The 23,757-nt window shown below is 75.5% G+C and carries 20 protein-coding genes; 16 read left to right on the top strand and 4 right to left on the bottom strand.

Going from position 1 to position 23,757, the window contains the following annotated elements; genetic code table 11:
• The first annotated feature begins 31 nt into the window (after positions 1-31).
• The 6 genes from ACFO3M_RS13695 to ACFO3M_RS13720 all read left to right on the top strand — a co-directional run bounded on the left by ACFO3M_RS13695 (position 32) and on the right by ACFO3M_RS13720 (position 8,424).
• Positions 32-166, top strand: a complete 135-nt coding sequence (locus ACFO3M_RS13695) for a hypothetical protein (protein WP_387989504.1) — start codon at positions 32-34, stop codon at positions 164-166.
• A gap of 64 nt (positions 167-230) precedes the next feature.
• On the top strand, positions 231-1,025 hold the full coding sequence (locus ACFO3M_RS13700) for an ABC transporter ATP-binding protein (protein WP_387989507.1): 795 nt from the start codon (positions 231-233) through the stop codon (positions 1,023-1,025).
• Positions 1,026-1,030: 5 nt separating this feature from the next.
• A complete protein-coding gene (locus tag ACFO3M_RS13705; protein ID WP_387989705.1) occupies positions 1,031-3,559 on the top strand; it encodes an FtsX-like permease family protein in 2,529 nt (842 codons plus the stop codon).
• A 99-nt stretch (positions 3,560-3,658) separates the two neighbouring features.
• Positions 3,659-4,159 (top strand): GNAT family N-acetyltransferase, encoded by a 501-nt coding sequence (locus ACFO3M_RS13710; protein ID WP_387989510.1) that lies wholly within the window; start codon positions 3,659-3,661, stop codon positions 4,157-4,159.
• Between the two features lie 119 nt (positions 4,160-4,278).
• Entirely contained in the window at positions 4,279-7,551 is a 3,273-nt protein-coding gene (locus tag ACFO3M_RS13715; protein WP_387989513.1) for a heavy metal translocating P-type ATPase, read from the top strand.
• Positions 7,552-7,770: 219 nt separating this feature from the next.
• Complete coding sequence (locus ACFO3M_RS13720; RefSeq protein ID WP_387989516.1) at positions 7,771-8,424, top strand: GNAT family N-acetyltransferase; 654 nt, start codon at positions 7,771-7,773, stop codon at positions 8,422-8,424.
• Between the two features lie 582 nt (positions 8,425-9,006).
• On the opposite strand, the gene ACFO3M_RS13725 is transcribed toward ACFO3M_RS13720, so the two are convergent.
• On the bottom strand, positions 9,007-9,720 hold the full coding sequence (locus ACFO3M_RS13725; RefSeq protein WP_387989519.1) for a hypothetical protein: 714 nt from the start codon (positions 9,718-9,720) through the stop codon (positions 9,007-9,009).
• Positions 9,717-10,631 carry an ABC transporter ATP-binding protein gene (locus tag ACFO3M_RS13730; RefSeq protein ID WP_387989521.1) on the bottom strand — a complete coding sequence of 305 codons (915 nt, stop codon included), beginning with the start codon at positions 10,629-10,631 and terminating at the stop codon, positions 9,717-9,719. The genes ACFO3M_RS13725 and ACFO3M_RS13730 overlap by 4 nt, the downstream gene beginning before the upstream one ends.
• Positions 10,632-10,908: 277 nt before the next feature.
• Between ACFO3M_RS13730 and ACFO3M_RS13735 the strand changes: the two genes are divergently transcribed.
• From ACFO3M_RS13735 to ACFO3M_RS13745, 3 genes are all read left to right on the top strand, one after another.
• A complete protein-coding gene (locus tag ACFO3M_RS13735; protein ID WP_387989524.1) occupies positions 10,909-12,150 on the top strand; it encodes a sensor histidine kinase in 1,242 nt (413 codons plus the stop codon).
• Entirely contained in the window at positions 12,147-12,830 is a 684-nt protein-coding gene (locus ACFO3M_RS13740; protein ID WP_387989526.1) for a response regulator, read from the top strand. The genes ACFO3M_RS13735 and ACFO3M_RS13740 overlap by 4 nt, the downstream gene beginning before the upstream one ends.
• Before the next feature lie 142 nt (positions 12,831-12,972).
• Entirely contained in the window at positions 12,973-15,210 is a 2,238-nt protein-coding gene (locus tag ACFO3M_RS13745) for an MMPL family transporter (protein WP_387989529.1), read from the top strand.
• A gap of 54 nt (positions 15,211-15,264) precedes the next feature.
• Here ACFO3M_RS13745 and ACFO3M_RS13750 read toward each other — a convergent pair whose 3' ends face one another.
• Positions 15,265-16,065, bottom strand: coding sequence for a hypothetical protein (locus ACFO3M_RS13750; protein ID WP_387989532.1), 801 nt, complete (start codon positions 16,063-16,065; stop codon positions 15,265-15,267).
• 441 nt (positions 16,066-16,506) lie between these two features.
• On the opposite strand from ACFO3M_RS13750, the gene ACFO3M_RS13755 reads away from it, so the two are divergent.
• Positions 16,507-16,785 (top strand): hemerythrin domain-containing protein, encoded by a 279-nt coding sequence (locus ACFO3M_RS13755; RefSeq protein WP_387989708.1) that lies wholly within the window; start codon positions 16,507-16,509, stop codon positions 16,783-16,785.
• A 129-nt stretch (positions 16,786-16,914) separates the two neighbouring features.
• On the opposite strand, the gene ACFO3M_RS13760 is transcribed toward ACFO3M_RS13755, so the two are convergent.
• A complete protein-coding gene (locus ACFO3M_RS13760; RefSeq protein ID WP_387989534.1) occupies positions 16,915-17,622 on the bottom strand; it encodes a response regulator in 708 nt (235 codons plus the stop codon).
• Positions 17,623-17,648: 26 nt separating this feature from the next.
• Here ACFO3M_RS13760 and ACFO3M_RS13765 point away from each other — a divergent pair, with 26 nt between their 5' ends.
• From ACFO3M_RS13765 to nhaA, 6 genes are all read left to right on the top strand, one after another.
• Complete coding sequence (locus ACFO3M_RS13765) at positions 17,649-17,924, top strand: hypothetical protein (protein WP_387989536.1); 276 nt, start codon at positions 17,649-17,651, stop codon at positions 17,922-17,924.
• A 1,209-nt stretch (positions 17,925-19,133) separates the two neighbouring features.
• Positions 19,134-20,327 (top strand): PucR family transcriptional regulator, encoded by a 1,194-nt coding sequence (locus ACFO3M_RS13770; protein ID WP_387989539.1) that lies wholly within the window; start codon positions 19,134-19,136, stop codon positions 20,325-20,327.
• Between the two features lie 94 nt (positions 20,328-20,421).
• Positions 20,422-20,895: a hypothetical protein gene (locus ACFO3M_RS13775; protein ID WP_387989542.1), complete on the top strand. Its 474-nt coding sequence runs from the start codon at positions 20,422-20,424 to the stop codon at positions 20,893-20,895.
• Between the two features lie 2 nt (positions 20,896-20,897).
• A complete protein-coding gene (locus ACFO3M_RS13780) occupies positions 20,898-21,191 on the top strand; it encodes a GlsB/YeaQ/YmgE family stress response membrane protein (RefSeq protein ID WP_387989544.1) in 294 nt (97 codons plus the stop codon).
• 101 nt (positions 21,192-21,292) lie between these two features.
• Positions 21,293-21,880 (top strand): hypothetical protein, encoded by a 588-nt coding sequence (locus ACFO3M_RS13785; RefSeq protein ID WP_387989547.1) that lies wholly within the window; start codon positions 21,293-21,295, stop codon positions 21,878-21,880.
• A 206-nt stretch (positions 21,881-22,086) separates the two neighbouring features.
• The gene (gene nhaA, locus ACFO3M_RS13790) at positions 22,087-23,403 is read left to right on the top strand and encodes a Na+/H+ antiporter NhaA (protein WP_387989551.1); all 1,317 of its coding nucleotides are present in this window, start codon (positions 22,087-22,089) and stop codon (positions 23,401-23,403) included.
• The last annotated feature ends 354 nt before the right edge of the window (positions 23,404-23,757 follow it).

Genomic DNA, 23,757 nt, shown 5'->3' on the forward strand with positions numbered 1-23,757 from the left:
ACCGTCCGCCACCGCTTGCCAGGAGCCCGCCATGACCTCCACCCACGAGCACCTCACTCGCTCGCGCCAGCAGGAACTGATCCGCGAGGCCGAGCACGCCCGGCTGGTCCGCTGCCTGCGCCCGGCCCGGCCCTGGCGACGCCCCCGCCCGTGCCCCTGCGCCTGACCGCCGCCTCCACCACCTCGACCCGCTTGCCGCCCCCGACGACCCGCTCCTCCCGGGAGAGACGATGACCGTCACCGACACGCAGCCCGCCCCGCCCCCGACCCGGCCCGTGATCGCCGCCCGCGCGGTCGACGTGGTCAAGACCCACGGCCGTGGCGAGGCCGCCGTCCGCGCCCTCGACTCGGCCAGCGTCACCATCCCTGCTGGGGACTTCACCGCCGTCATGGGACCGTCCGGGTCGGGCAAGTCCACCCTGATCCACACCCTCGCCGGCCTGGACGACATCGACTCCGGCCAGGTGTTCGTCGGCGACACCGACCTGGGCGCGCTGTCCGAGCGCGGCCGCACCCTGCTGCGCCGCGAGCGGCTGGGCTTCGTGTTCCAGGCGTTCAACCTCATCCCGGCGCTGACCGCGGCGGAGAACATCGCGCTGCCGCTGACCCTGGCCGGCAAGCGGCCGGATCCGGCGTGGACGGACGAGCTCGTGCACATGCTCGGCCTCCAGACCCGGCTCGACCACCGCCCGGCCCAGTTGTCCGGTGGCCAGCAGCAGCGGGTCGCCGTCGGCCGGGCCCTGATCGCCCGCCCGGAGCTGGTGTTCGCCGACGAGCCGACCGGCAACCTCGACTCCCGCGCCGGCGCCGCGCTGCTGACGTTCCTGCGTGACGCCACCCGCAGCTTCGGCCAGACGATCGTCATGGTCACCCACGACCCGGTCGCCGCCGCCTACGCCGACCGGGTGGTCTTCCTCGCCGACGGCCGGATCGTCGACGAGCTCACCGGCCCCACCGCCGAGACCGTGCTGGCCCGCCTCGCCCGCCTCGACGTCTCCCGCCGCGACGAGCCGGTGGGGGCGTGATCGCGATGTGGCGCCTGTCCTGGTCCAACGCGCTCGCGCACCGCTCCCGGCTGACGCTGACGTGGCTCGCCGTCGCGCTCGGCGTCGCGTTCGCCGTCGGCAGCCTGGTGCTCACCGACACCAGCACCCGCCTGCTCGACGAGCAGTTCCGCACCACCGCCGCCGGGGTGGACCTCACCGTCCGGGATGCGGCCGCCTTCGACGCCGCGATGGGCGTGGAGGTGGCGCGCGACCCGCTGCCGGCCGACCTGGCCGACCGGATCGCCGCCGTCGCCGGCGTCGGCCGGATCCGCCCGGTGGCCTCCGGACCGGGGCAGCTGCAGGTCCGCGGCACCGCCGTGGAACCCGCCGGGCCGACGATCCTCGGCACCTGGGCCGAGGCCCCGTTCACCGCCTACGAGCTCAGGTCCGGGCACGCCCCCCGTGCGGCCGACGAGGTCGTCCTGGACGCCGCCACCGCCGATGAGCAGGGCATCGCCCTCGGTGACACGGTCACCGTCTCGGCCACCGCGACCCGGCAGCTGCGCGTGGTCGGGCTGACCGGCGTCGGCGACCGCGACGGGCTGGCCAACAGCACCGTGGTGCTCGTCGACCTGCCCACCGCCCAGACGCTGCTCGACCTCGGTACCGGCCTCACCTCGGTCGACGTGATCGCCGCCGACGGTGTTGCCGTGACCGACCTGCGCGGCGACCTCGCCGCCGCGCTCGGCGCGCAGTACGCCGTCACCGGCGGCCAGGACGCCGCCGCCGCCAGCGCCGACGCGGCGAAGGAGAGCATCGGCTACCTGCGCATCGTGCTCCTCGCGCTCGCCGCCGCCGGGCTGGTGGTCGGGGCGTTCCTGATCGCCAACACCTTCGCCATCGTGCTCACCCAGCGGGCCCGGGAACTGGCGTTGCTGCGTGCCGCCGGGGCCACCGGCCGGCAGGTGTTCGGCTCGGTGCTCGGCGAGGCGTTGCTGGTCGGCCTCACCGGCGCGGCCGGCGGCACCGCGGCCGGCATCGGTGCCGCGCACGCGCTGCGCGGCCTCGCCCGGGGCGCCGGACTGGCGCTGCCCGACGGCCCGCTCACCGTCACCGCCCGCACGCTGGTCGTCGGTCTGGCCGCGGGCACGCTGATCACGCTGCTGGCGGCGCTCGGCCCGGCCCGCCGCGCGGCCCGCACCGCCCCCGTCGAGGCGATGCGGGCCGCCGCGCCGGTGCCCGCCGGTCCGCGGCGGGGCCGTCTGGTCACCGGCTGGGTGCTGCTCGGCCTGGGCCTGGTGCAGCTGGTCGCGGCCGCGCTGCTGGGCAACGTCACCGGCGTCGGCCTCGGCGCGGTGCCGCTGCTGGCCGCGCTGGTCGTGCTCGCTCCCGTGCTCGCGCCACGGCTGGCCCGCGCGGTCGGCCGACCGCTCGACGGGCTGGGCGTGCCCGGGCGGCTGGCCCGGGAGTCCACCGTGCGCGACCCGCGGCGCACCGCGGCCACCGCGACGGCTCTCGCCCTGGGCCTGGCGCTGATCGTGTTCGTCACGGTGGTCGGCAGCTCGGTGAAGGCGATCGGCGCCAGCTCGGGCGAGGCGATCACCGCCGACCTGCTGGTGCAGAGCAGCGGCGACGAGATGCTCGGTGGGCTCTCCCCGGAGGTCGCCGCGCGCGTCGCCGCCCGACCGGAGGTCGCCGCGACCTCCCCGGTCCGTTTCGGCCACTGGCTGGACGCCGGGACGACCAGCGCGCTCACCGCGGTCGACCCGGCAACCCTCCCGTCGGTCGCCGACGTCGAGATGGCCGCCGGCAGTCTGGCGGCGCTCGACGGCGGGGGGATCGTGCTCGCTGCCGACGTCGCCGCCGAGCGCGGCCTGTCCGTCGGCGACACCCTGGCGATGACCTTCTCGCGCGACGGCGAACAGCTGCTGCCGGTCGTCGGGCTGATGGCCGACGACTCGGCCCGGGCGCTGTCCACCAGCTACGTGCTCTCCCTCGGCACCTACGCCGCGCACTACAGCGAGAACGTCGACGCCACCGTCTACGTCGCCCTCGCCGACGGGGTCGACCCGGGCGAGGCGCGGACGGCGGTGGAGGCCGCGGTTGCCGACTTCCCGAACGCCGAGGTCCTCGACCAGGCCGAGGCCGCCGCCGACCGCGCCGCCGCCGTCGACCAGGTGCTCGGGCTGATCACCGTGCTGCTCGGGTTCGCGGTGCTGATCGCGCTGCTGGGCATCACCAACACCCTGGCGCTGTCCATCGTCGAGCGGACCCGGGAGATCGGACTGCTGCGGGCGGTCGGTATGACACGGGCGCAGCTGTCGTGGATGGTCCGCGCCGAGGCGCTGCTCATCGCCGCGGTCGCCGTGGTCACCGGCGTCGCCCTCGGTCTGGGGTTGGCGGCGGCCACCCTGGCCGGACTGTCCGCGGACGAGCCCCTGGTCATCGAGGTGCCCGTCGGACAGGTGGTGGCCGTCGTCGCCGCCGCAGTCCTCGCCGGTCTGGTCGCCGGGCTCGTGCCCGCCCGACGCGCCGCCCGGCTCGACGTGCTCACCGCGATCGCCACCCAGTGACTCGGCGCGCCGGCCCGCCACCGGGCGGGCCGGCGCCCCGGAGTGGTCCGCGCTCACGCCCCCGCCTGCCCCCGACCGCCCGTCCGACCAGGAGCTGCCATGACCGACGCCCCGATGACCGCCCCCACCGCCGCGGTCGTGATCCGCCGGGCCACCCCGGCCGACACCACCGAGGTGGCGGCGATGGTCCGCGAGATCGCCGCACACGAGGACCAGGCCGCGTCCGTGCACGTGCCCGACGACCAGTGGCACGGGCTGCTCGAGCGGCCCGAGGTGGTCGTGCTGCTCGCCGAGCGCGACGGCGCGGCCGTCGGCTACGTCTCGGCGATCCGGCGGCTGCACCTGTGGACGGGCGGTGACGTGCTCGACCTCGACGACCTCTACGTCCGGCCCGGACACCGCGACACCGGCGTCGGCCGGCGGCTGATGGCTGCACTCGCCACCCTGGCCGCACCCGAGCAGCTGCTCATCCGGTGGGGCACGGAGGTCGACAACATCGACGCCCAGCGGTTCTACCGCCGCCTCGGCGCCACCCTCCGGCCCAAGATCCTCGCCGCCTGGACGCCTGCCGTGTACGGCGCGCTGGTCCCCGGCCGTTGAACCCGCTGGTCCGGGGATCCGCCGGGTCGGAGAACCCGGCGAATCCACCGGTCCGAGCCTGCGCGCCACCGCCGACAGTCAGCCGTAGCCGACGACCCGATCGACCCCAGGAGTCCGGGATGACCACCACCGCGCCTGGCAGTGCCGCGCCGACCGCCGCCGCCGGACCGAGCGCCAGCTGCACCCTCGACATCGGCGGCATGACCTGCGCCTCCTGTGTCGGCCGGGTCGAGAAGGCGCTGAACCGGGTCGACGGCGTGGCGGCCGCGGAGGTGAACCTGGCCACCGAGGTCGCCACCGTCCGCTTCGACCCGGCACGGGTCGGACTCGAGGAGCTGACCGCCGCGGTCGCCCGCGCCGGCTACACCGCCACCCCCCGCCGCGAGACCCCGCCCGCCGACCAGGACACCGGCACCGGTCCCGGGACGGCGGCCGGAGGTGGCGACGACGAGACGCGGCTGACCGCGCTCAGGCGCCGGTGGCAGATCACCCTCGCCACCGGCCTGGGCCTGATGGTGCTGATGTACGTGCCGCTGTACCTGGACACGATGGACTGGCTGATGCCGGCCGTCCTCGTGGTCGCCACCGTCGTGCAGTTCTGGGCCGGCCGGGACGTCTACCGCGCCGCCTGGGCCGCCGCCCGCCACCGCTCGACGAACATGAACACCCTCGTCGCCCTCGGGACCGGCGTCGCCTACGGCTACAGCGCCTTCGTCACCCTGTGGCCGGCCGCCGCCGAGCGCTGGGGCCTGCCGCTGCACGTCTACTTCGAGACGTCCCTGGTGATCCTCGCCCTGGTCCTGGCGGGCCGGTGGATGGAGGCCCGGGCGAAGAAGCAGACCGCCGCGGCGATCACCGCCCTGGTCGGCCTCGCGCCGAGGACGGCCCGCGTGCTGCGCGACGGCGCCGAGGTCGACGTCCCGGTCGAGCAGGTCGCCGTCGGGGACCTCGTGCGGGTCCGGCCCGGCGAGAAGGTCCCCGTCGACGGCGTCGTGACCGAGGGCGCCACCGCGGTCGACGAGAGCATGCTGACCGGCGAGAGCCTGCCGGTGGACAAGACGGTCGGCGACCAGCTGATCGGCGCCACGCTCAACCGGACCGGCACCGTCGTCGTCCGGGCCACCGCGGTCGGTGCCGACACCGCGCTGGCGCAGATCGTCCGCCTGGTGGAGGACGCGCAGGGCGCGAAGGTCCCGCTGCAGCGGCTGGCGGACCGGGTCTCGGCCTGGTTCGTCCCGATCGTGCTCGGCCTGGCCGCGGCCACCTTCCTCGCCTGGGCGCTGTTCGGCCCGGACAGCGGCCGGCTGACGATGGCGATCACCACGACGATCGCGGTGCTGATCATCGCCTGCCCGTGCGCGCTGGGCCTGGCCACGCCGACCGCGGTCATGGTCGGCACCGGCCGGGCCGCGGAGCTCGGCATCCTGATCGGCAACGGGGACGCGCTGGAGACCGCCCGCCGGGTCACCGCCGTCGTGCTGGACAAGACCGGCACGATCACGCGCGGCAGGCCGGCCCTCACCGGCGTCACCACCACCGGCGGGTGGGCCGAGGACGACGTCCTGGCGCTGGTGGCCGCCGCGGAGACCGGCAGCGAGCACCCGGTCGGCGAGGCGGTCCTGGCCGCCGCCGCCGACCGCGGGCTGGTCCTGCCGGCGCTGCGCTCCTTCGACGCCGTGCCCGGCCACGGCATCGACGCCGTCGTCGACGACCGGCACGTCCTGGTGGGCAACGCCGCCCTGATGGCCGCCCGCGGGACCGACGTCTCCGCGCTGCAGGCCACCGCCGCCCGCGAGGCCGCCGCCGGCCGCACGCCCATGTTCGCCGCGGTCGACGGGGCCGCGGCCGCGGTGCTCACGGTCGCCGACACGGTCAGGCCCGAGTCGGCCGAGGCGGTCGCCCAGCTGCAGGCGCTCGGCGTCCAGGTGTGGATGCTCACCGGTGACAACGCCGCCACCGCGGCCGCGATCGCCGGGCAGGTCGGCATCGAGCACGTGCTGGCGGAGGTGCTGCCGGCGGACAAGGCGGCGCAGGTGCGCCGGCTGCAGGAGCAGGGCCACGTCGTGGCGATGGCCGGCGACGGCATCAACGACGCCGCGGCCCTGTCGGCCGCCGACGTGGGCATCGCCATCGGGACCGGCGCCGACGTCGCGATCGCCGCCTCCGACGTCACCCTCGTCGGCGGCGACCTGCGCGGCATCGTCTCGGCGATCGCGCTGTCCCGGCGCACCGTGACCACGATGAAGCAGGGCCTCGGCTGGGCGTTCGGCTACAACCTGCTGCTGATCCCGGTCGCCGCCGGCGCCCTGTACTGGTGGAACGGCCTGCTGCTGGACCCGGTGCTGGCCTCCGCCGCGATGGCGATGAGCTCGGTCAGCGTCGTGACCAACGCGCTGCGGCTGCGCCGCTTCCGCCGCCCGGCCACCGTCGCGGAGATCCTGCGCCCGCCGCTGCGTGCCCGGATCGGCCAGTACGCCTACCTGACCGGCATCGCGGTCGTCGCGCTGGCCCTGGGCGCGGGGCTGACCGCGGTGTCCCGGATGGACTTCGCCGAGCGCGGCATGAACGGGACGCTCGCCTGGATGCAGGGCACCGGCATGCCGATGCGGCCGGCGATGAGCGACATGATGACCGCCGAGGTGCCGCCGACCGAGGCCGCCGACGCCGGGCTCGACGTCCGGCTCGACCTGCCCGCCGCCGTCCGCCCGGGGGAGCCGGCCCGGCTGGTGGCCACCGTCGTCGACACGGGCACCGGGGAACCCGTCGAGGACCTCACCCGCAGCCACGAGGCGTGGATGCACCTCATCGCCACCCGCGAGGACCTGGGCACCTTCGCCCACGTCCACCCGCAGCCCACCGGCCGGCCCGGGCAGCTCGCCGTCGACGTCACGTTCCCCACCGCCGGCCGGTACGTCGTCGACACCGAGTTCCGGCGGCAGGGCGAGATGGCCGACGTGCACTCGCGGCAGGTGCTCACCGTGGCCGGTACCGCGCCGGAGCCGGTGGCCCTGACGGCCGGGCCGCGGACGGTCGTCGTCGACGGCGTGCGGGTCGAGCTGGGAGGGACCGCCGAGGCCGGGGGCGTGAGCGACCTGCACTTCACGTTCACCGACGCGGGGACCGGCCGGCCGGTCGACGACCTGCAGCCCTACCTGGCCGCCGCCGGGCACGTCGTGGTCATGCGCGCCGACGGGCAGACCTTCGCCCACGAGCACGCGGAGGTGGACGACGGGAACGGCCGGCCGGTGTTCGCGCTGCCGGGCCAGACGTTCGGTCCGGAGCTCGACGTGCACGCCGAGTTCCCCACCGCCGGGGTCTACCGGCTGTGGGCGCAGTTCCGCCTCGCCGACGGGGACGTCATCACCGCCCCGTTCACCGTCCGGGCCCGCTGACCGGAGGAGCACCCGATGAGCACGCCCACCCCGACGCCCCGCCCGGCTCGGGCGCGGCACCCCCGGTCGCGGGTGATCGGCAGGCGCGACCAGCCGCTGGTCCAGCGGCTCGCCGACGGACCGGCTGCTGACGACGTCGGTGCCGTCGCGTCGGCCGCGGACCGCGCGCACGGCAGGACCGGAGGACCGGACGGGCCCCGCTCACCGAGAGAGGAACGGATGACCGTGCACGTGCGCCCGGCGACACCCGAGGACGTCCCGGCCGCCGCCGCGGTGCTCGCCGACGCGTTCACCGACTACCCCTGGACCCGGTGGACGGTCGACGCCGACGACCACGGCGGGCGGCTGAGGACGCTGTTCCGCCTCGATCTCTCCGCCGTCGCGGTGCCCTTCGGCCGGGTCGACCTCGGCGAGACGGCGGACGGGCTCGTGAGCGTCGCGGTCTGGATCCGCGGCACCGCGGTACCCGCGGACGTGTGGGCACGGGTCGGTCGGGCGACCACCGAGCTGGCGGGGGACCGGGCAGCGGCCGCGGCCGAGGCCGAGGCGGTGCTCGCCGGACGCCGCCTCGACGAGCCGCACGTGGCCCTCGCCAGCCTCGGCGTCGCGCGGCGTCGGCAGGGGCGGGGCCTCGGTGCCGCGACCCTGGCCCCGGGACTCGCGTGGGCCGACCACGAGGGACTGGCGGTGCACCTGGAGACCAGCGCGGAGCCCAACGTGCGCTTCTACCGCCGCCTCGGCTTCGCGGTGGTCGACGCCGTCGACCTCCCCGACGGGGGTCCGCGCACCTGGCTGATGCGCCGTCCGCCCCGCGCGTCTGCCGCTGCCCAGGGGACCTCATCCGTGGGGTTCCCGGACGGACGGGACCGGTGAACGTCGTGCTCCTGCGGCCCGGTACGTCCTGCGCCTGCGCCGCACCAGCGCCGCCATCCCGGCCGGCGCCCCGGTCCTCGACCTCGTCCTGCTCACCGCGCGGGTCGTGGCTCCCCGCTCCTGCCGGGAGGCCCGCGGGGCGTGGGACGGGCGGGCGACGGGACCAGCTCACGAGCAGGCGGGCGATGTAGTACTCGTCGACCGGTAGTACTCGTCGACCGCCTGCCCACCGCGGTCCAGGGCGCGGCGGCGCAGTCCCTCGACGTGGGACCCGCCCGCCGGGTGGAGCCGGACGGCGCGTCGGGAGGGAGGACGTCGACGGGAGTCAGCCCCCGAGGTCCGAGCCGACGGCGGCCCCGAGGTCAAAGGAACCTCCGGCGGTGTGGCCGGCGAGCCGTTCGGCCAGGGGCCCCGGGGACTCCTCGCGTTCTCCCGGTTCGAGGAGCATGCACGGCGACTGACGGTCCCGGCGGAGCTGCAGTGCCAGCAGTGCCAGCCGTGCCGGCAGCGCCGGGGCGTCCTCCGGGCCGGCGCGCCGGACGGCGGACCCGGGGGAGGTCGCTGCGTCGGCGCGCCCGCCGGTCAGGGGATGTCCCGGGGGAGGACGAACCGGCCGGCGACGACGGTGGCGATCACCGCGTAGGCGGCCAGGGCGATCGCGCCGTGGACCGGGTCCCCGCTGCCGGCCAGGCCCACGGTCGCGTTGACGGCGCCCATCGGCAGGTAGGTGGACGGGACGAGGAGGCCGGCGAGGTTCTCGCCGACCACCGCCCAGACCATGAGCCCGACGATCCCGGCGACGGTCGACCGGGCCGCGTAGCCGACGCTCACGCCCAGGACGGCGGCGAGGGGGGCGGCGAGCGCGGGGGTGGCGACCAGCCCCACCGCGTCGGCGGTCGGTCCGGCCGGCAGGCCGCGGGCGTCGCCGATCGCGGAGGCGAGGACCCAGGACAGCACCCCGGTGAGGGCGCCGGTGACGGCGGCGAAGGCCGCGTAGGTCACCTGCCGGGCGGCGAAGACGTCGAGGCGCCGCGGGCGGACGAGGAAGGTCGACTCCGCCGTCCGGTGCTGGTGGTCGCTGGAGCCGCCCAGGATGCCGAGCACGAGCACGGTGACCGCGGCCAGGACGCCGGGGATCCGGACGGCCTCGGCGAGGTCCTCGGCCACGTCGTGCGGGGCCGTCCCGAAGGCGAGGCCGACCAGCAGGCCGGTCAGCGTCAGGACCACGGCGACCGCGATCAGCGGTGCGGGGACGGTGCGCAGCCGGATCTGCTCGGCGCGCAGGAGAGCGGTCATCGGGGGTCTCCGGTCCGGGTGGTGCCGTGCTCGGACACGAGGGAGAAGAAGAGGTCCTCGAGGGACGCCGTCGACGACCCCAGCGCGTACAGCGGGATCCCGGCTGCGGCCGCTGCCTCGGCCACCGCCTCCTGGGAGAGACCGCGGACCTCGATCCGGTCCTCGGCCGGCGAGGTGGCCATCGCCCCCGCGGTCGCGAGGAGGGGGACGAGCCGGCCGGCCTGCGGTGTCCGGACGGTCACGACCGTCTCCGGAGCCCGCACCAGGTCGGCCAGCGGTCCCTGGGCGACCAGGCGGCCGGAGCGGATGACGACGATGTCGTCGACGGTGGACTCCACTTCGGCGAGCACGTGGCTGGAGACCAGCACGGTGCGTCCCTCCGCGGCGAGGTGGCGCAGGAAGCCGCGCAGCCAGCGGATGCCGTCGGGATCCAGGCCGTTGGCCGGTTCGTCCAGGACGAGGACGCGGGGGTCGCCGAGCAGGGCCGCGGCCAGACCGAGGCGCTGCTGCATGCCGAGGCTGTAGCCGCTCGCCCGCCGGTCGGCGGCGTCGGTCAGTCCGACCAGCTCCAGGACCTCGTCGACCCGCTCGGCGGGGAGGGAGGCCATCGCGGCGAGCACGCGCAGGTGTCCCCGGCCGGTGCGGCGCGGGTGGAAGGCCCCCGTCGAGAGCACCGCACCCACCGCGCGCACCGGCTCGGGCAGGTCACGGACGGCCACACCGTCGACCGTGGCCCGGCCCGACGTCGGCGTGACCAGGCCCATCAGCATGCGCAGCGTGGTGGTCTTCCCCGCGCCGTTGGGGCCGAGGAAGCCGAGGACCCGCCCGGCCTCGGCGGTGAACGTGAGGTCCTCCACCGCCGTCAGCTCGCCGTACCGCTTCGTCAGCCCGCGCACCTCGATGACCGCCATCGCAGCGCTCCTCCCGCTCGTCGCTCGTCCGTCAACGGCCGGGAACGCTAGGAGCGGTGCCGACGACGGGGCATCGTCCAGCGGTCGGGTCCTCGGGGTCACCGACGGGAGCAGCCGGGCGCTCGGACTGCCCCGGCGGTCGTAGCCCTCGCTCCTCCGCCGGCCCGGACACCTGCGCGGGCAGCCGGTGAACCGCGACGGGTCAGACCCGCGGCGTACGCCGATCTCCTCCCGGCGGGGCAGGCAGAGCGCCCGCCGGCGTTCCTACAGTGGCCGGGTGCCCGGAGGACGTCCCGATCGTGTGCGCCGGGCGCTGCCCTGGGCGGTGGACGGGGTCCTCACCGCCGCCCTGGCCGTCCTGCACGCCGGCCGGCTGCTCGGCGCGCCGACGGCCGCGGTGGGGGAGCGGCCGATCGACGCACTCGCCTGGGTCCTGGGGGCGGCGGCCACGCTGCCCGTCCTGGCCCGTCGGTGGGTGCCGTGGACCGTCCTGGTCCTCACGTCCTCGGCGATGGTCGGCTTCGTCGCGCTGGGCTACCCGCCCTCCCTGTCCGGGTACGCGGTGCTGGTCGCCCTCTACGGCGTGGCAGCGCAGTGTCCCCGGCGGCTGTCCGTGCCCGCGGTGCTGTTCGCGGCCCTGCCGATGCTCGTCGTGTACCTGCAGTGGAGCGCGGAGTACACCTGGGGCTCGGCGCTCCAGGACGCGCTGCTGGCCGGCGCGGCCTGGTCGCTGGGCGACGCCGCGCGGACCCGCCGGCTGCAGGCCGACGCGCTGGCGGAGCGGGCCAGGGAGGCGGAGCTGAACCGCGAGGCCCACGGTCGCGAGGCGGTGGCCCAGGAGCGGCTGCGCATCGCCCGGGAGCTGCACGACGTGATGGCGCACAGCATGAGCGTCATCGCCGTCCAGGCCGGGGTCGGCCGGCACGTGATGGACCGGGACCCGGAGACGGCCCGCAAGGCGCTCGGTGTCATCGAGGACAGCAGCCGCCGCACGCTCACCGAGATGCGGCAGCTGCTGGGCGTCCTCCGTGTCGACGACGGATCGGTGGCGGGGTCCGGCGGCACCGTGCCCGCCCCGGCCGACCGCGCACCGCAGCCGGGTCTGGACCGGCTCGAGGAGCTCCTCGCCGGTGCGCGGGCGACCGGGCTGGTGGTGACGCTGACGGTGACCGGGACGGCCCGGTCGTTGTCGCCGCAGCTGGACCTCGCCGCTTATCGCATCCTGCAGGAGGGGCTGACCAACGCCGCCAAGCACGCGGGCCCGGCGGAGATCCGGGTCGTCCTCGACTGGCAGGGCACCGACCTGGTCATCGACGTCAGCGACGACGGACGCGGCCCGGTCGGTGGGCGGAGGAGCCGGACCCCCGGCGGTGGCTACGGGCTGATCGGCCTGCGGGAGCGCGCCACGTCCGTCGGCGGCGAGCTGCACGCGGGGCCCGAGCCCCGCGGGGGCTTCCGGATCCGCGCCCGGCTGCCCCTGGAGGCGGAGAGCGCGACCACCTCCGGGAGCGGTTCGTGACCATCCGGGTGCTCGTCGTCGACGACCAGGAACTCGTGCGCGCCGGCTTCAGCGCGCTGCTGCGCAACGACGGCATCGAGGTCGTCGCCGAGGGCGGGAACGGGCGGCAGGCGGTGGAGCTGGCGCAGCGGCACCGGCCCGACGTCGTCCTGATGGACGTGCGGATGCCGGTCATGGACGGCATCGAGGCCACCCGGACCATCCTCGGCAACTGGCCGGCCGCCGACGGCGAGCCGCCCCGGATCATGATGCTGACGACCTTCGACCTGGACGACTACGTGTTCGCGGCGCTGCGCGCCGGCGCCGCCGGGTTCCTGCTCAAGGACACCCGGCCGGCCGAGCTGCTGGACGCGGTCCGGGTCATCGCGCGCGGGGAGGCCCTGCTCTCGCCGGGGATCACCCGCAAGTTGATCGCCGAGTTCGCCCGGCAGCCGGCTCCCGCCGCGCGGCCGACCGGGGGGCAGCTGCGGGAGCTCACCGAGCGCGAGGTCGACGTGCTGCGGCTGGTGGGGACCGGCCGCAGCAACCAGGAGATCGCCGCCGAGCTGTTCGTCAGCGAGGCCACGGTCAAGACCCACCTCGGCCGCGTCATGGCCAAGCTGCACCTGTCCAGCCGCGCACAGGCCGTCGTGGTCGCCTACGAGAGCGGCCTGGTGAGGGCCGGCTCGCAGGGCGGGTAGGACGCGATCCGACCGCCGTCACCCGCTGGTCGTACACCTCCGGAGGCAGGGCGACGCCCTTCGTGATCAACCGCGGGGGCGACGCGCGCCGGGCCGCGGATCGGCAGGGTCTGTCGTCGAACTCGATCACCGGGAGACGACAGTGGACGTATCGCGCAACCTCGCCGGCCGGATGGGGCGGTGGAGCGCCCGGCACCGGAAGACGGCGGTGCTCGGCTGGCTGGCCTTCGTGGTCCTGGCCGTGGTCCTCGGCGGCCTGCTGCCGCGGGGGGAACTGACTCCTGCGGAGGAGCTGCTGGGGGCGCCCGCGCAGGCGCAGCGGATCCTCGACGACAACGGCTGGGAGGAGCCGGCGTCGGAGATGGTCCTGGTGCAGCGGGAGGACGGCGTGTCCGAGGCCGCCGCGACCGCCGCGCTGACCGACCTGGTCGCGGTCCTCCAGCACACGCCGTCGGTGGAGAGCGTGCACAGCCCGCTGGACGGCGCGCCACTCGTGTCCGCCGACGGCCGGTCCGCCCTGGTGACCTTCGACGTCGCGGGCGACCCCGAGGACGCCGACGCGAGGATCGGTCCCATCCAGGGCGCGGTCGCCGCGGTGGCCGCCGAGCACGACGACGTCCGGGTGGAGCAGTTCGGGGGCACCAGCGCGGGGGTGGCGCTCGACGAGACCATCGCCGGCGACTTCCAGCGCGCGGAGCTGCTGTCGATCCCGATCACGCTGGCCGTGCTGCTGCTGACCTTCGGCGCCCTGGTGGCCGCGGTCCTCCCGCTGGTCTTCGCGCTCACGGCGTTCGTCGGGGCGCTCGGGCTGCTCAGCCTGACCAGCCAGATCTGGCACGTCGACCAGAGCGCACAGATCGTCATGCTGCTCATCGGGCTGGCCGTCGGCGTGGACTACTCGCTCTTCTACCTCAAGCGGGAACGCGAGGAACGCGCGCGGGGTCTCGGGTCGGTCGACGCCCTCGACGTCGCCGCGGCCACCTCCGGACGGTCGGTGCTGGTCTCCGGCATCACGGTGGTGGTGGCGATGGCCGGCATGTTCCTCACCGGCTTCTCGGTCTTCACCGGCATGGCCTCGGCCACGATCCTGGTCGTCGCCACGTCCGTGGTCGGCTCGCTGACCGTGCTCCCGGCGCTGATGAGCTGGCTGGGCGACCGGGTGGAGAAGGGGCGCCTGCCGTTCCTCCGCCGCCGCGAGGCCGGCCCCGGCCGGTTCTGGCCGCTGGTGCTCGGGGCGGTGCTGCGCCGGCCGCTGGTCGCCGTGGTGACCGCCGGGGCGGCGCTGGTCGCCCTCGCCGTGCCGGCGTTGTCGATGGACCTGCGCAGCGAGGGCATCGAGGACCTGCCGCGGGACCTCGCGGTCATGCAGACCTACGACCGGATCACCGCGGCCTTCCCCGGCGGCCCCGCGCCGGCCGAGGTCGTCATCGAGGCGGCCGACGTCACCGCTCCCGAGGTGCAGGGGGCGATCGCCGACCTCCGGGAACGGGCGCTGGCCACCGGGCGGATGAACGAGCCGGTCGGGGTGGAGACCGACGAGGCCGGCACGGTGGCGGTCGTCAGCGTGCCGCTGGTCGGCGACGGCGAGGAACAGGCCTCCCGCGACGCCCTCGCCACCCTGACCGAGGACGTCGTCCCGGCGACGGTCGGCGCGCTCGACGACGTCACCGTGGTCGTCTCCGGCAACACCGCGTACTCGGTGGCCTTCGACCAGCTCATGGCCGAGCGCACCCCGTGGGTCTTCGGGTTCGTGCTGCTGCTGGCCTTCGTGCTGCTGCTGGTGTCGTTCCGGTCGGTCGTCGTGGCCCTGACCGCGATCGTGCTCAACCTGCTCAGCGTGGCCGCCGCCTACGGCGCGCTGGTGCTGGTGTTCGAGGAGGGCTGGGGCGCCGGCCTCATCGGGCTCGACCGGACCGGGGGGATCGTGAACTGGATCCCGCTGTTCCTCTTCGTCATCCTCTTCGGGCTGTCGATGGACTACCACGTGTTCATCCTCAGCCGGGTCCGGGAGGGCTACGACCGCGGCGCGGACACCCGGGAGGCGATCACCCAGGGCATCACGAGGTCCGCGGGAGTGGTCACCAGCGCCGCGGTGATCATGGTGTTCGTCTTCCTCACCTTCGTGACGCTGTCGCTGACTAGCATGAAGCAGATCGGGCTCGGGCTGGCCATCGCGGTGCTGCTGGACGCCACCGTCGTCCGCGCGGTCCTGCTGCCGGCGGTCATGCGGCTGCTCGGGGACGCGAACTGGTACCTGCCCCGGTGGCTGCGCTGGCTGCCGACCCTGCGGCACGACGTCGACCCGCTCCCGGTGCCGGCTTCCGTACCCGCTCCTCGGGACCCCGAGGAGGAGCAGGCCCTGGCCCTCAGCAGGGACTGACCCGTCGCGCCGGGGCGCCGTCCGTGGCCGGACGGCGCCCCGGTGTGCGTCGGGTCAGGAGCGGGGGAGCGCCTGCGGCACCGGTGCGGTCCACGCGTGCAGGGGCGAGGGGATCGGCATGGAGTGCTGCGTGAGGTCGATGCCGTAGAGGAAGACGCTCATGTCCCGCTCGGCCTGCAGCAGCGGGTGGTCGGAGGTGCGGATGGTCTCCAGGAGCCGGGCCACCTCGCCGCGCACGTAGATGAGGTAGAGCTCGCCGATCCGGGTGCGTTGCACGAGGTGCACCTCCCGCCGGGAGCCGGTGAGCTCGTGGCGGACGTCGTCGAACCGGTCGATCGTCAGGCGGCGCTCGGCGATGCCGGCGGAGACCCCGGGCAGCAGCACGGTGGCGAAGGCCATGACCTCCGGGAACCCGTCCGCGGTGCCGGCGGCGGAGAACCGGCGCACCTCCACGGGGAGGGCGTCCCCGGGATCCCACGGATCCGTGCCGAGGGCGGCGGTGATGCGGGCGTGCACCCGTGCCGTCACCTCGTCGGTGGGCTGCGCCAGCCGGCGCGCCACGGTCCACGGGTCGCAGGCGCGGAGGTGGACCAGCAGGACGTCCGCCTCGTCGAGGTGCTGCAGCCAGAACGTCTGGGCCTCGGCGCCGGCCGCGAGCCGCTCGGCCGTCAGCACGTCCTGGTGCTCGCGCAGCAGCCCGGCGAGCAGGTCGACGCGGTCCGGGTCGGGGCCCCGGCCGGGCAGGGGGACCGCGTACAGGACGTCGGTGGCGGAGGCCGGAGTGGCGGTGGGGAGGGGATCGGGGTCCGTCCGCGGGGCGGGCACCCAGCGCCGCCAGCGTGCGATACCTGCCACGCCCACCAGACTACGGGCGGCCGGAGCGGTTGCGGATCCGCGCACCGTCGGCCGGAGCGTCACCGTCCGGGACCCGCGCGTGGTGGGCGGCACCGACGGCGCGCATCCGCGCCCCGACCGGTTCTCCCGCCGCTCCGGTCCCCAGATCGTGCAGGTCCTCCAGGCGCTGGGCGGAGACGGGCCGGCCGGTGCCCTCGTCGCGGGCGGCGCTGCCGGAGGTGTGGACGCCCGGTCCGACGGGAGCTGTTCCGGACCTCGTCCGGGACGAGGGCGGCGGCGTCGATCTCGCGGACGAACCCGGTCCCCTGGCAGGTGGTGCAGGCGCCGGCGCTGTCGTGGGCGAGGTTCTCGGCGGCCGGGAGATCGAGCACGACGCTGCACTCGGGGCAGGTCAGTCGTGCCCCGGTGGCGACTCCCGCGTCGGGCTCCTGACGGTGCCCGCTGGGGCACCACACCTTCGAAGACCGGTCCGTGTCCCCGCACCTGCTGGACGCCGACCCACAGCTGACCCCGGTCATCGACCGGCTCGAGCAGGAACACCACGCCATCCACGACGTCCTCGAGGGCGTCGACCGCGCGCTGGTCGCCTTCGTCGCCACCGCCGACAGCACAGCCGGACTGCGCGCCGCCGTCGACCTGCTCAGCGACACCCTGCTCTATCACCTCGCCTACGGGGGGAACGCGACATCGTCTACCACGGCCCACCCGAGAAACGGGTGATCCCGTTCCCCTCCGAGAGGACCGGGCGACGAGCCCGGACGCGGCACGACAGACCCACCGGTCCGCTCCTGCACGGACGGCTCGGCGGGCTCGTCGCCCCGCTGTCCGGGGTGGGCCGCCGGTCGGGCACTACCCGCTCGGTGTGATGCGCGAGGGAGTCGTGTCGTCGGGGGACGGCAGGATCCCGTCGGCCTGACGGCTCCGCAGACGCGTGACCAGGACGGCGACCTGGGTGCGGCGTTGCAGGCCCAGTTTGGGCAGCAGGTTGCTGACGTAGTTCTTCACCGTCTTCTCCGCCAGACCCAGCCGGTTGCCGATCTGGCGGTTGGTGAGCCCGTCCCCGATCAGCTGCAGCACGGCACGCTCCCGCTCGGTGAGGTCGGCCAGCGGATCCGGCCGCCCGGCGCCGCCGTCGGCGTCGAGCACCGCGGTGACCTCGGGGGCGAACACGGTGCCGCCCGCCGCCACCCGGCGCACGGCCGCCCGCAGGGCCGGACCCCGCACGTGCTTGACCAGGTATCCCGACACCCCTGCCCGCACGGCTGCTGCCACCGTCTCCGGGTCGGCGTACTGGCTGAGCACCAGGCACCGCACCCCGGGGACGTCCGCGCGCAGCCGGGTGCAGGCCTCCGCCCCGGTGCCGTCGGGCAGGCGCATCCCCATCACGGCCACGTCCGGGCGCACGGCCCGGCCGCGGACCACCGCCTGGTCGACCGAGGCCGCCTCGGCGACGACGGCGAACCCGGCGTCGCCCTCGAGCACCTGGATCACGCCGCGGCGGACCACCTCCTGCTCGTCGAGCACGAGAACCCGTACGACGGCCGTCTCTGCCGGCACCGGAACCAGCTCCCCGGGGTCGAGGGGTGCGGCACGACGTCGTCGGCGTGCAGCCGGAACGCTATTCGGCCGCGCGGGAGTTCGGTACCCGCGCCGGCACCCTAGAGCCGGCGCTCCCCGAGCTGCGGTCGAGGGCCGGCCGACCGCAGGCGCTGCCCGCCGTCCGGGGGTCACCGGCGCGGCTGGGCCGGGAGCGGCTGGAGCACGCCAGCGCCACCGTCACGCTCACCGTCCACCGGCACGTGCACCCCGGCATGGGCCGGCAGGCCACTGACCGCTTCACCACCCTGCTGGAGGGCTGAGACCGGGCGATGGGTGTCGAACGGGCACCACGAGGGCCCCGGAGACCCGAACCTGACGCGCCCCGGGCTCTCGACCTGCGGGAACACCGGGGCGGTGCTGTGTCCGAGGGGGGCTCGGGCACCGCGAAGTGCGAGCCGTCCCACCGGCGTCTCCCACCGGGGGAGTGGAGCGCGGTGTGCGCGACTTCGTGGTCATCGTCGGAACGCGGCGCGGCGCACGGACGAGATCGTCTGTCAGGCCGACGGCGGTGCAGCCACACGTGGGTGCACCTGCTCCCGACACCAGATGCCGTCAGTGCGCGCTGTCCGACGCTCGGCACGCTCGGACTCGCGGACCCAGTGCCGGTCCGACGACAGCCGAAGGCTCGTGCCGTTGGGCCGGCCGAACGCGGGGCCGAAGCAAGCGCGAGCGTGTTGTCGTGGTCGCGCACGGTCCGGCCGGCGAGTTCCAGCGTCTCGACCCGCGCGGCCGGGGCGGTGAGCGATGCCTCGGCTCTCAGCGGGGCGACGTGATCGCAGACGCCCCAGTGCGGTCCGAACGCGAAGCCCAGGTGGGCAGACGCGTTGCGGGACGGGGCGAAGTGGTCGGGTTCGGTCCAGCGGCAGGGTCGTGGTCGGCCGTGGTCGGAACATCGAGATCTCGCGCCGTCGAGGACGACGATCCCGGGCGACCTGGACGTCGGCCGTGGCAGTGTGGAGGGAGGTCGGCACGGGCACTCCTGGCACACCACCCGGTCGGAGGCGGCCCGGGTCAGGGACGGGTCCTCGCGGAGCCCGTACGCGCTGGTAGGAGTGGGTGGCGAAGGCGCGAGGACGACGGTCAGCCCGTGCGCAGTGGTGTCCACCCCGGCCGGAACGGGAAGCGGGACGACGAGCGGGGCCTGCCCGGCAGGATGCCGCCGCGGTCGGCGGTTGGTCATGCGCGGCGAACTCTCCCCGCCGCTCGGGCCTGCCCCGGCTGCGCGAGTGGACACCCAACGGTCCGCGGGGAGCTGGGACCCGGACGAGACCGCCGGAGCGCGGAGCGGATCACCGGTGGTCGTGCCAGGCCGTCGGCCGCGGTCTCGCGCTGAGGTGGCCGGGCTTCGTACCATCTCGTCCAGGTGTGCCGGGAAGTCTGGTCGGCGGTTCCTCAGCCGACCCCGACCGCCGGAGTTGATGGCCGTGACCACGACCGCCTCCGGTGGGACGGGACCCGACCCCCGGGCCGTGGACGCCGTGGTGGCGCAGGTCGCCGCCGCGTCGGCCGGCGAGCACGGGATGCCGGCCGCGCTCCTGGACGGCTACCTGACCGCTCTCTGGGCGGTGGCGTGCACCGGTCGTCGGCTGAGCCGGGACGAGGAGGCGGCGTGCCGACGCCTCGGTGGAGAGGCAGCGGCCACCGGTCTGGCGCTGCCGGCCCTCGTGGACATCTACATGACGGCGTCCCGGCGCCTGTGGCCCCGTCTCCCGGACCTGGTGGCGGAGGTCCGGCGCAGACCGCTGCGGCCTCCTGAGTTGATCAGCATCGGCGAGGCGGTGTGGCGGGCCGCGGACACCGCTCTGGCAGCACTGGCCGCTGGGTACGTCGAGGCCCAGCGCCAGGTGGTGCGGCGCGAGGAGGCGTTCCGGCGGGAGTTCGTCGAGGACCTCCTCAGCGGTCACGCCGACGTCGGATCACTGGTGGAGCGTGCCGGACCGTTCGGGCTCACTCTGACCGCTCCACACTTCGTCGCGGTCGCGGCCACCGACCGGCCGGTCGACTCGGGGATGCAGCTGACCGGCGGGTTGACCGACGACGTCCGCTCCCGCTTCGGGGACCGCGGGCTGCTCACCGCCGCGAAGGACGGGCAGCTCGTGTGCGTGTTCTCGCTCCCCCCGAGGGCCGGTGGCCACCCTCCGGGGCCGGACTGGTACGACCTGGCGGAGCTGGTCGGTCGGGCCGCGGCCCGGCTGACCCGCCGCTCCGACTGGCGGGTCGGGGTCGGCCGCGTCCACCCGGGCCCGGGAGGGGTCCGGCGCTCGTACCGCGAGGCGCTGGAGGCCATCGACCTGGCCGAGCGCCTGTCCCTCCCGCAGCGGGTCGCCCACGCCCGTGACCTGCTCGTCTACCGGGTCCTCGTCCGCGACGAGGCCGCGATGGCCGACCTCGTCGAGGCTGTCCTGGGCCCGCTGGCGACCGCGCGGGGCGGAGCGGAGCCGCTGCTCCGCACGGTGGAGGCCTGGTTCGCCAGCGGCGGCAACACGGCCGAGGCGGCGCGCCGACTGCACCTGAGCGTCCGTGCCGTCACCTACCGGTTGCAGCGGGTCGCGGAGCTCACCGGCCACACAGCAGGTGACGCGGAGCACCGGCTCGCCCTGCACGTCGCCGTGACCGGGGCCCGGCTGCTCGACTGGCCGCGTCGCCCGCTCGTCGCCGACTGACCCGCCGATTGCCGGGACCCGGCAATCGGCGGGTCCCAACTCGTCCGCAGGCGGGCGCTGCCGGCGAAGGGGACCGGTTCCTAGCCTCCTGGCCATGCGCTCCCGACCTGCCCTGTACCCGATCCCCGACGCTCCCGCGCCCGGCGACGCGGCGCTCGCAGCGCAGGTCGAGCCCGCCGATCCGCCCACCGGCGACGGTGTCGGACGTGAGGGCGACCTGACCGTGTACGTCGACACCGACCCGCGGCCTCCGGTGGTGTCCGTCGTCGGCGCCCTGGAGGGCCACGGTCACGCCCTCCTGGCGGCGGTGCTCGACCACGTGCGCGAGCAGGTAGGGCAACCGATCGTGGTTGACCTGCACGGTGTCTCCCGGACCGATCAGCGCGCCCTGACCCCGGTCCTCACGGCCGACGTGGTCCTCACGGACACCTCACCAGCGGTCGACGAGGTCCTGCTCGACCTCACCAGGCGCGCGCAGGCGGCAACCGGCCGGGTCGGGCGAGCCCGCCGACCGCCTGCCGGGGCCCGGCGGAGCGCCTCACCGACTCCCCGTCCTCACCGGAGGTAGGCGTGTTCTCACTGCTCTGGTTGCTCGTCGTCGGGCTGGTCGCCGGGCTGCTCGCCCGCGCCATCGTGCCCGGCAGGGACTCGATGGGATGGCCGGCCACGATCCTGCTGGGGGTCGCCGGGTCGGTCGTCGGCGGACTGCTGCTCGGCCTCCTCACCGGCGGGCTGCGCGACCGCGGCTTCGGTCCCGCCGGGCTCGTCGGCTCGGTGATCGGGGCGGTGATCGTGCTGGTCGTCCACAACCGGCTGGCCGCCCGCCGACGGATGCCCCCGGGGGCGTCCCGCGGCCGGCTGTGACCGCAGGCGCCGGCGTGTCCTCGGTCCCGCGCGCGGGGAGCGGCGCCGCGCGCCGGCTCCCCCGCTCCCTGTGGCCCCCGACCCTCCGGATCTGCCGCGGCGTGCTCCTCGTGGGAGCGGTCTGCTGCGCCCTCGTCGGGGCGCTGAGCGCACCTGCCTACGTCGTCCTGGCGGTGACGCCGGCCTTCGGGCTCCTCGTGGCCGGCCTGGTCGGCCTCATGGACCCGGCCTTTCCGAAGGCCCCGTCGGCCAAGCGCAGAGCGGTCCTCGCCGGAGCGGGAGCATCCCTCGTCGTGCCGTGCCTCGCCGGCCTGGCGCAGCTGGGCGACGCCGGAACGGTCGCCGGGCTCGTCCTGCTGTTCCTGAGCTGCCTCCTGGCCGAGGCCTGGATCACCCGGTCCCTCGGCTCCGCCGGCCGGGACGACGAGGCGGAGGTGGACGTCGAGGAGCTGCAGCGGCTCCTGCGTGCCCTGCCGACCTCGGTGCTGGTGCGGGAATGGCGGTCGACCGGCGAACTCGTCCGGACGGCCGCGGACCCGGACCGCCGGGCCCGGGGCCTCCTGGTGCGCACCGTCCTGCTCGAGGAGATGACGCGCCGGGATCCGGCGGGAGTGGCCCGGTGGCTGCGAACCGGCGACGACGACGCTCCCGAGCAGTACCTGAGCGGCGACCGGGACACCGCCCCGTGAGGGCCCGGACCGGTCGGGTCCCCGCGCTCCGGCTCACCGCCGGGTGCCGGCGGTGGCGGGATGCCACCGCTGCGCCCGCCGGGCCCTGACCGGCCGAGCCGACCCAGGCCCGGACGGCCTGGCCCGGTACCTCCGAGGGCAGGTGTGCCGGGAAGTCCGGTCGGCGAGCTCGCCGCCGACCCCACCGCCTCTCCGGAGTTGATCTCGTGTCCGCCCCTGCCCCCACCTCGTTCCGGCTGTTCGACCGCGGCTCGTGGCCCGAGACCCGCCGCATCGCCGGCATCCTGCGCAAGGAGACCGTCGGCGGCATCCTGCTCATCAGCGGCGCCGTCCTCGCTCTGGCCTGGGCCAACAGCCCCTGGTCGGCGGCCTACGAGACGCTGCGCGACACCCGGGTCGGCCCGGCCGCCCTGCACCTGGACCTCACGTTGGGCACCTGGGCCGCCGACGGGCTGCTGGCGGTCTTCTTCTTCGTCGCCGGGCTGGAGCTCAAGCGCGAGTTCGTCGCCGGCGACCTGCGCGACCCGCGCCGGGCCGCGCTGCCGGTCGCCGCCGCGCTCGGCGGCATGGCCGTGCCGGCGCTGCTGTACTGGGCGATCAACGCCGGCGCCGGCGGCGGGGCGCTGGCCGGGTGGGCGATCCCGACCGCCACCGACATCGCCTTCGCGCTCGCCGTCCTCGCCGTGATCAGCACGCACCTGCCCGCGGCGCTGCGCACCTTCCTGCTCACCCTCGCCGTCGTCGACGACCTGCTGGCGATCACGATCATCGCGATCTTCTACACCTCCGCGCTGGCGGTCGCGCCGCTGCTGCTGGCCCTGATCCCGCTGACCGTCTTCGGAGTCCTGGTGCAGAAGCGGATCCGCTCGTGGTGGCTGCTGTTGCCGCTGGCCGTCGTGACCTGGGTGCTGGTGCACGAGTCCGGGGTGCACGCCACCGTCGCCGGCGTGCTGCTGGCGTTCACCGTGCCGGTGGTGCGCAGCCAGGCCGCCGGCGGACCGGATGCCGGCCCCGGGTTGGCCGAGCACTTCGAGCACCGGTTCCGCCCGCTCTCGGCCGGCGTCGCCGTGCCGGTGTTCGCGTTCTTCTCCGCCGGGGTCACCGTCGGCGGGCTGTCCGGGCTGGGCGCGGCGCTCACCGACAGCGTCGCGGTCGGCATCGTCGTCGGCCTGGTCGTCGGCAAGGTGGTCGGCATCACCGGGGCCACCTGGCTGGTCGCCCGGTTCACCCGCGCCGAGCTCGACCGCGACCTCGGCTGGCCCGACGTCGTCGGGCTGTCGCTGCTGGCCGGCATCGGGTTCACCGTCTCGCTGCTGATCGGCGAGCTGGCCTTCGGCGCCGACACGCTCCGCGACGAGCACGTCAAGGTGGGCGTGCTGGCCGGCACCCTGCTCGCGGCGCTGCTGGCCACCGTGCTGCTCCGGCTGCGCGACCGCCGCTACCGGCGCATCGCCGAGGCCGAGACGCGGGACGTGGACGCCGACGGTGTCCCGGACGTCCACCAGTCCGGCCGGCGAGGATGAGCCCGCCCCGCGGCGACGCCGTGGGGCTCGGCGATGACGTCCGCCCCGACCGACACCGGCGCTGGACCCGCGTACGGCAGCTGCCGCCACGCCCGATGCCGCAACCGACCGCCAGCAGGACGCCCATGACCGGGATGGGCCAGAGCGCACTGGCAGACGGGCGGCGACCACGCGGATCGCTCGGTTGCCGCCTCCTCGGCCGCCCACAGGGCAGTCCTTCCGGCACGTCGGGCACGGACGGTCCGAGGGTCCCGCAGTGAGACGCTCCGTGCCTGCGCACGCCGGCCGGGGAGTGCGGTTGCGCTGCTCCGGGCCGGCGACCTCCGTCCTCGTCCGGCCGGAGGGAGCGCCGAG

Origin of the sequence: Geodermatophilus arenarius (assembly GCF_042654585.1) — a bacterium.
GTDB classification, from domain to species: domain Bacteria; phylum Actinomycetota; class Actinomycetes; order Mycobacteriales; family Geodermatophilaceae; genus Geodermatophilus; species Geodermatophilus arenarius.